7 protein-coding genes are annotated in these 6,000 nt (G+C 36.9%); 3 read left to right on the top strand and 4 right to left on the bottom strand.

Annotation, left to right across the window (positions count from 1 at the left end; genetic code table 11):
- The first annotated feature begins 28 nt into the window (after positions 1 to 28).
- The 3 genes from ruvC to ppnP are packed head-to-tail and all read left to right on the top strand — an operon-like array spanning position 29 to position 2,149.
- Positions 29 to 511, top strand: a complete 483-nt coding sequence (ruvC, locus tag FJR03_RS11505) for a crossover junction endodeoxyribonuclease RuvC (RefSeq protein ID WP_193114820.1) — start codon at positions 29 to 31, stop codon at positions 509 to 511.
- Complete coding sequence (locus FJR03_RS11500) at positions 511 to 1,803, top strand: APC family permease (RefSeq protein ID WP_193113639.1); 1,293 nt, start codon at positions 511 to 513, stop codon at positions 1,801 to 1,803. Before ruvC ends, FJR03_RS11500 begins: the two co-directional genes overlap by 1 nt.
- Positions 1,804 to 1,834: 31 nt before the next feature.
- Entirely contained in the window at positions 1,835 to 2,149 is a 315-nt protein-coding gene (gene ppnP, locus FJR03_RS11495; protein WP_193113638.1) for a pyrimidine/purine nucleoside phosphorylase, read from the top strand.
- Here ppnP and trxC read toward each other — a convergent pair whose 3' ends face one another.
- The 4 genes from trxC to FJR03_RS11475 are packed head-to-tail and all read right to left on the bottom strand — an operon-like array spanning position 2,150 to position 5,713.
- Entirely contained in the window at positions 2,150 to 2,575 is a 426-nt protein-coding gene (gene trxC, locus FJR03_RS11490) for a thioredoxin TrxC (RefSeq protein ID WP_193113637.1), read from the bottom strand.
- Between the two features lie 11 nt (positions 2,576 to 2,586).
- The gene (gene fliW, locus FJR03_RS11485; RefSeq protein WP_193113636.1) at positions 2,587 to 2,970 is read right to left on the bottom strand and encodes a flagellar assembly protein FliW; all 384 of its coding nucleotides are present in this window, start codon (positions 2,968 to 2,970) and stop codon (positions 2,587 to 2,589) included.
- A gap of 9 nt (positions 2,971 to 2,979) precedes the next feature.
- Positions 2,980 to 3,345, bottom strand: a complete 366-nt coding sequence (locus FJR03_RS11480; protein ID WP_193113635.1) for a hypothetical protein — start codon at positions 3,343 to 3,345, stop codon at positions 2,980 to 2,982.
- Position 3,346: 1 nt separating this feature from the next.
- Positions 3,347 to 5,713, bottom strand: a complete 2,367-nt coding sequence (locus FJR03_RS11475; protein ID WP_193113634.1) for a ribonucleoside-diphosphate reductase subunit alpha — start codon at positions 5,711 to 5,713, stop codon at positions 3,347 to 3,349.
- Between the last annotated feature and the right edge of the window lie 287 nt (positions 5,714 to 6,000).

Below are 6,000 nucleotides of genomic sequence, written 5' to 3'. Positions count from 1 at the left end.
TTAGGGTATAATTCATTTTATGAACAAAATAAACATACTTGGCATAGATCCCGGGACAAGAAACATGGGATATGCGATAATTTCACTTGAAAATCATAAAATATCTTTAGTTGAAGCGGGACTTATCAAGATGAAAGCTGAAGATCTGCAGTTTCAGATCCCGCAAATGGTTGAAGGGGTTGAGCAGCTTTTTGCAAAGTACACGATCAATGAAGTTGCGATGGAGGATATCTTCTACGCACACAACCCTTCAACGACGATCAAGCTTGCACAGTTCCGCGGTGCTATTATGTTAAAGCTGCTTCAGGAGTTTGGACAGTTTCACGAATATACAGCCTTGCAGGTGAAAAAAGCACTTACAGGGAAAGGGAAGGCTTCAAAAGAGCAAGTATCTTTTATGGTAAAGCGTCTTTTAGGGATAAAAAAAGAGATCAAACCTCTTGATATCTCCGATGCAATGGCAGTTGCAATAACACATTCACAGAGGGTACGATTTAAAAAGGAAAAGTGATGAGGAGTATTGGACTAGCGGGTGCTGTTTCAATCGGAATCGGCGGTATGGTCGGCGGCGGTATTTTTGCTGTTTTGGGTGAAGCTGTTTCTCTAGCGCACAGTGCAACAATGTTGGCATTTTTATTTGCGGGTATAGTTGCTCTTCTTACAGCGTACTCTTATGCAAAACTTTCCGTTTATTTTCAAAGCGAGGGTGGGACGGTTAGTTTTATAGATAACTCCTTTGGACACAACCTGCTCTCAGGATCTACTAACCTGATGTTATGGTTTTCCTATCTTATTACCATCTCACTTTATGCCGTGGCCTTTGGATCATACGGAGAAACTTTTTTTTCACATCCAAGTGAATACTTACGACATATACTTATAAGCACGGCGATTATTCTTCCAGCCCTTATTAATCTTATCAGTGCCTCTTTTGTCAGCAAGTCGGAAACTATGATTGTAGGAATCAAGGTTGTGCTGTTAGTAGTTATTATTATCAGCGGGATCCCCTATATTGATACTTTACGTTTAGATATTACTCCAGAGCTTACTTCAGGTGCAAGTCTTATGGGGGTTGCAGTATCGGGAATGATCATATTTGTAGCGTATGAGGGGTTTGAATTGATCGCAAACGCTGCACAAGAGATCAAAGAACCAAATAAAAACCTGCCGCGGGCTTTTTTTATCTCGGTAATGTTAGTGATAGTGTTATATGTTTTAATAGCGATTATTAGTGTAGGAAATGTTCCTGAATCAAAGTTGTTGGAAGCTAAAGATTATGCACTTGCTATTGCTGCAAAACCGGCTCTTGGGCACGTTGGTTTTACCCTTGTAGCGATCGCTGCACTTTTAGCTACCTTTTCAGCGATCAATGCAACGATCTACGGCAATGCACGTTTGAGTTATATTGTCGCAATGGATGGTGAACTGCCAAAGTTTTTTACAAAAGAGAAAAACGAGATCCCTTTTATGGGAGTTATGGCTATATTGGGATTGAGTCTATTTCTTGCAAATACGATCGATCTAAGTGAAATAGCGATTATCGGAAGTGCAAGCTTTTTGTTGATATTTTTTATAGTTAATCTGAGTGCTTACAAAGTAAGAGATAAGATAGGTGCAAATAAGTATGTTTTATCAGCCTCTATTGTTTTAACATTTTTGGCCCTTTGTGTCCTGTTGTTTCACACATATCTCTCAAATGTACGATCATTGATAATTTTTATGGTTTTTATCGCCGTTTCTGTATTGTTTGAATATTTTTATGGAAAGTTTGTAAGGGGACATATTTTTCACCGAAAATATTAAAATTTTGATATCATTTTAAAAAAGGATTGATATGTCAAAATTTGAAAACGTAACATTAGTAAAAGAAGCTAATATCTATGATGGAGGAAAAGTATCAAGCAGAACAGTTGAGTTTGCTGACGGTACTAGAAAAACTCTTGGTGTTATGCTTCCAGGTGAATATACTTTCAATACTGCAGAAGCAGAGATTATGGAGATGATGAGTGGTGAATTAGAAGTTAAACTTCCAGGTGAAGATTGGAAAACGCTAAATACACCGGAAACTTTCAATGTTCCAGCAAATTCAGCATTTGATCTTAAGATCAAAACTGTAACAGACTACTGCTGCTCTTATATCGCAGAATAATTAGTCCGTATATTTATTTATCAGTTGCACAAGATTCTCTTTTGGGAGTGCACCTGATACCCTCTCTTTTTCTACACCGTTTTTAAACACTATGAGTGTAGGAATACTTCTGATCCCAAATCTAGCTCCCAGGTTTTGTTCATCTTCCGTATTTACTTTTGCAAATACCGCTTTAAGAGGAAAACTTTCAGCAGCTGCGCTAAAGTTTGGAGCCATCATTTTACACGGTCCACACCAAGGTGCCCAGAAGTCTACAATTATCGGAAGATCACTGTTTACGATCAGCTCATCAAAGTTTGTGTTAGTGAGATCAATTGGTTTTGTATCAAGGAGGGAGTTTTTACACTTCCCACAATTTGCTTTTTTATAAGAATCTTTCTTTGGAACATTGTTCACACTTAAACAGTGAGGACATACTACTTTCATAATACTCTCCTTTAGCTTTTAAATGATTCTATACTTTCTGCTATGTCATAGTTTGGATATTTTTTAGGATCTAATATAGCTTGTGCTAGATAGTTGTTATCGTGGTTAATAATAAGAGGTGCTAAAAAATTGATCGTTGATTTTTCAAGCGGTTTTTGAATGATCAAGATGTTATAAACACTAACTGTAGAGCTTTCAGTTATGTCTAAAAGCGCTTTTACATCTGCAGGTAGATCAAAGGCATACTCTCTAAGTAAGTTTGGTTTCACAAGTGTAAAAGATACATTTTCATCATTCACATCTACCATTGTTGAAAACAACTCGTCTATCTCTTTAATCTCTACGTTACGTAGATTATCGAAACCGTATAAAGTACCTGTGACTTGATAACTCATTTGTATCCTTTAAAATTGTCCCTCTTGATATTTAAGAGTATTGGAAATTAGATATAAAGATGAACTCTTTATGGTTGAAATATTATAGCACTCTCCAATACCAAATGCAAATTTATTCTCTTCGTAAATGATGCTTGCACCATTTTCCATATCTATAAAATTTAACTGATTATCTTCTACAAGATTTGCAGCTTCCACTTCACTAAATAGTAACTCAATCGTGATCCAGTCAAACGCTCTAGCTTTATCTTGCGTTGCTAGAACCACTTTGATCTCAAAAGGGTTTATTACCTCTACTGAACGTAACTCTGCCCCTTTAAAATTCTCAAATCTCTCTAGAAATTCTGTGAGTCCTGTTTGTGTTAGTGGTTTCATCTTATTGACACCCTACACATTCCATAGAACGGTCTTCAACATCGTTTTTCACTTCAGGTGATTGACTTCTTAGGTAGTATGTCGATTTTAGACCTAACTTCCATGCTAACATATAGATCTCGTTTAAGTATTTACCGCTTGCTTTATCTAGAGTGATAAAGATGTTAAGCGATTGCCCTTGATCGATCCATTTTTGTCTGATCGCAGCAGCTTTAATTAAAACTGTTTGATTCAGATCGTATGCCGGCGTATAGTAAGCCCAAGTCTCAGGTGAGAGTTTCGGTACAACTACAGGGATAAGTCCGCTTAAGTTCTCTTCAAACCATTTACGTTTAAATACAGGCTCAATTGCTTGTGTAGTACCTGTAAGAATCGAAATAGAACTTGTAGGTGCTACAGCCATTAGATAACCGTTTCTCATCCCTTGAGATTTAACTTTAGTTCTTAGCTCATCCCACTCATACGATGAAGCAAATAGTCCACCACGGTCAACTAAGTTGAGTACATCTGCATTTGCATGATCTTGAGGGAAGATCCCTTGAGACCATTTACTTCCTTCAAATTCCGGATATGAACCTTTTTCAACTGCAAGATCAGATGAAGCAGAGATAGCGTTATAACAAACAGCCTCCATAACTTCATCTACTTTATCGAAGTGTTGCTGGCTTCCCCACTCTATGCCGGCTTCTGCTAACATTTGTGCTTCACCCATAACACCAAGACCGATTGAGCGGCTTCTCATGTTAGTACGTTTTACTTTCTCAACAGGATAAAAGTTAAGATCGATAACGTTATCAAGAGCACGGATAGCAACCGGTACGATTCTATCGATATCCTCTTTTGTATGGATACGTGAAAGGTTGATTGATGCCAAGTTACAAACAGCTGTTGCACCGTCAACTTTCTCTTTTTCAACAACAAAGATCTCTTTACCGTTTAAAGTATCCAGAGCAGTTACTTTTTTCGCAGGTTTTTCTATGCCGCTGTCAACTTTGATGATCTCATCCTCTTCATAACTTTCATATGAACCATCTTCGTAGATAAACTTGATCTTATAGTGGTTTGGTTGAGTATTTTGGAAGATCTCCGTACAAAGGTTAGAACTTCTGATAATTCCGTAATGATCATTCGGATTAGCACGGTTAGCGTTATCTTTAAAACAAAGGAAAGGAGATCCTGTTTCAAAATAAGATGTAAGGATCTTTTTCCAAAGATCTTTTGCTTTTACTTTCTCTTTGATAATACTCTCATCACGCTCTAATTCCATATAACGTTTTTCAAACGCTTCACCGTGAAGCTCTGTTAACTCTCTTGTATCGTATGGGTCAAAGAGTGTCCAAATCGCATCTTCTTGTACACGTTTCATAAAGAGATCGTTTAACCAAAGTGCAGGGAAAAGGTCGTGAGCACGACGACGCTCTTCACCAGAGTTTTTCTTAAGATCTAAAAAGTCTCCTACATCTATATGCCAAGGTTCAAGGTAAACGGCTATAGCACCTTTTCTTGTTCCTAGCTGATCAACTGCAATAGCGATGTCATTTGTGATCTTTAAAAACGGAACCGTTCCCCCTGCTGCATTTTTATGTCCATCAATATATGAACCCATTGAACGAACTTGTGTCCAGTCCCAACCGATACCGCCACCAAATTTAGAAAGCATAGCCATCTCTTGGTAAGCATCAAAGATACCTTCAATATTATCCGGTGTTGATCCGATATAACAAGAGCTTAGTTGGTGTCTTGTAGTTCTGGCATTTGAAAGTGTAGGTGTAGCCATCATAACTTCAAATTTTGAGATCATGTCGTAAAACTTAATAGCCCACTCTTGACGATTTTCTTCACGTTGTGCTAAGAACATCGCAATTGCCATAAACATATGTTGAGGGAGTTCAATAGGACTAGAGTTTCTGTCTTTGATTAGATATCTATCGTAAAGAGTTTTTACACCAAGGTAGTTAAACTGGAGATCGCGTTCAGGTTTAATATGTTTCTCTAACTCTTCAAGATCATACATATCTCTTAAGCCCAGAAGGATACGACCCTCTTTCTCACCACGCTCAAAATATTTCTCTAGTGAACAGTATCCTGTAAAACCGTTTACTTCATGATATAAGTTATAAAGAAAAAGACGTGCCGCAACAAATGTCCAGTTTGGAGCATCGATGTCGATCTTATCTACGGCAGTTTTTATTAGTGTTTCTTGAATCTCTTTAGAAGTTACCCCATCACGGAAATGGAGTTGCGCATCAACCTCAAGCTCACTTTGACTAACCCCTGCTAATCCTTTCACGGCTGCTGAAGTATATTTTTGTATTTTTGTTACATCTAATGGTTCTGTTCTACCATTTCTTTTTATAACTGTTATCATAAAACTGTCCTACTTTTGATTGTGATTTTTTCGTAAATAATCGAAAAATTATTTACGAAAAAACTACTTTAAATAAAGTTGATTTTATCCACTGTAAACTTTAAAATAAATGAATTTTTGACTAAATTTAGACATATAATTTGAGGTAATATTTCAGATTATGTGTAACTTCTTTTTGATAAAAATTAGTGATTATTTTTTGTGTAATTGTAGCTGTGATATTGATAGTATTTTTAGGAAAGTTGTATATGTTTTGTGCAATTAGGAATTTAGAGCAAAGTTGTTAT

The sequence above is a fragment of the Sulfurimonas marina genome (assembly GCF_014905095.1).
Taxonomy (GTDB): Bacteria; Campylobacterota; Campylobacteria; order Campylobacterales; family Sulfurimonadaceae; genus Sulfurimonas; species Sulfurimonas marina.
This window is presented reverse-complemented; position numbering and strand designations above follow the sequence as displayed.